1 protein-coding gene is annotated in these 1,879 nt (G+C 65.2%); it reads right to left on the bottom strand.

Annotation, left to right across the window (positions count from 1 at the left end; all coding sequences use genetic code 11):
• Positions 1–20: 20 nt before the first annotated feature.
• Positions 21–1,460 (bottom strand): group II intron reverse transcriptase/maturase, encoded by a 1,440-nt coding sequence (gene ltrA, locus F9K20_RS21185; protein ID WP_291006787.1) that lies wholly within the window; start codon positions 1,458–1,460, stop codon positions 21–23.
• Positions 1,461–1,879: the final 419 nt, after the last annotated feature.

The raw sequence follows: 1,879 nt of genomic DNA, 5'->3' as shown, positions 1-1,879 counted from the left end.
AATCGGGATAGGGGGGAGCCTCACGGCTCCTCCCCTCCCACACCACCGTACATACGGGTCCGTATACGGCGGTTCGATGGATTAGCCGCCTTGTTGGGTGCGAGGGAAGGCAACCCGAGGGAGCCGAGGAAAGCATTTGGCAGGGCGATGGTGAGCGCGGGACTGTTGCTGAGCCGCCAGGGGCCATGTGGGCTGCCGGCGCTCTGCGCCGCCAAGTCCCGGCCGACGCCGCGGCGTCGCAGCTCTGCATAACGAGTGCGTCCGCGTTTCCATTGCTTCCAGACGATCGCGCGCAGGCGTCGCCTGAGCCACTGGTCGAGTGCGCGCAACACCGACGGGGTTTCGCAGAAGCCGAAGTAGCCGCGCCATCCGACCAGATAGCGCGACAGCTCGGTCACAATCTGCGCAGGGCTCGCCCCGCGCGTGCGCCGTGTCAGTTCCCGAACCCGGCTCCTGAAGCGAACGATCGCCTGCGGCGCGATGCGCCGCCGTGGCTCCCTCCCGCCGGTGAAGCTGAAGCCCAGGAACTTGCGGCCATTCGGCTTGGCAACCGCACTCTTGGCCTTGTTCACCGTCAGCTTGAGACGCTTGGCGAGGAACTTCTCGAGGCTCGCCATCACCCGCTCGCCCGACCGCTGGCTGCGTACATAGATGTTGCAGTCGTCGGCGTAACGAACGAAGCGGTGGTCGCGCTTCTCCAGTTCCTTGTCCAGCACGTCCAGCATCAGGTTCGACAATAGCGGCGAGAGCGGGCCGCCTTGCGGCGTGCCTTCTTCCGTCGCACTGACCAGCCCATCCGCCAGCACGCCCGCGGTCAGAAAGCCCCGGATCAGCTTCAGGATGCGCTTGTCAGGCACCCGTTTCGCCACCAGCCCCATCAGGATGTCGTGATTGACCCGGTCGAAGAACTTCTCCAGGTCGAGGTCGACCACACACCCGTAGCCGGATGCGATGTACGCTTGCGCCCGTGCCACGGCCTGATGCGCCGAGCGGCCCGGCCGGAAGCCGAAGCTTTGCTCGGAGAACGTTCCGTCCCAGTCTGCCTGCAGCACCTGCATCACCGCCTGCTGGATGAAGCGGTCGAGCACCGTCGGAATGCCGAGCGGCCTCTTGCCGCCTGACGCCTTCGGTATCTCAACCCGCCGCACCGGCTGCGGCTTGTAGGCGCCGTCAAGCAACTGTGCCCGGATCGCGGGCCAGTGCTCCTTCAGGTAGGCCGGCAGGTCATCGACACTCATGCCGTCGATGCCTGGCGCGCCCTTGTTGCGCTTTACTTGCGCCAGTGCCTTCTTCAGGTTCTCACGCTCGACAATCGCTTCCATCGACGGCCCAACCAAGGCCGACCGGCTTTCGATATCGGTTCTCGCCGCGCGTGCTTCGGTCTCTTGGGCGGCGGCGCTCAAGGCTTCACCCCTTGCCCCGGTGCCCAAGTTCAGCTCCACCTGATTCTTCTGCCGCATGGCTCGCGCGAGATCGCCGCTCTATTCGCCATTCCACCGTTCGGGCCTTCGGCGGACGCTCCCGCCTACTATGCCCTCTGCTGACTTCTGCGCTGCGGTCAGGCCGCCTTGCGACGACCTCAGTCCCGTTACCGGGACACAACGCAGACCTCCCGAGGTAAGACCGACCGCCTTCACCGCACGCCCGCCGGATTTACCACCCCGGTCCTTGATGACCTTGGACTTCGCGATCACTTGCTCGCTCGTCCGGCCGGGTAGGCCTCGTTATCCGGTTCTTGTCCATCGGGCCGCGGTTTTGCTCCGCGCTTCTTTCAGACCCCGCCTCGCGGCGACGCCCTTGCGCTTCGCTAATCCTTCGCCGCCATCAGGCTGGATAGAGGACTTCCACCTCCAAGCTGTCGTTCATGCTCGGCACACAA

Source organism: Hyphomicrobium sp., from assembly GCF_009026145.1.
Classification (GTDB): domain Bacteria; phylum Pseudomonadota; class Alphaproteobacteria; order Rhizobiales; family Hyphomicrobiaceae; genus Hyphomicrobium_A.
The sequence above is the reverse complement of the archived record's forward strand: the minus strand, read 5'-3'. Positions and strand labels throughout refer to the sequence as shown.

Coding starts and splice junctions, on each gene's coding strand:
- ltrA (WP_291006787.1), bottom strand. CDS start 1,460: ATGCGGCAGAAGAATCAGGTGGAGCTGAACTTGGGCACCGGGGCAAGG.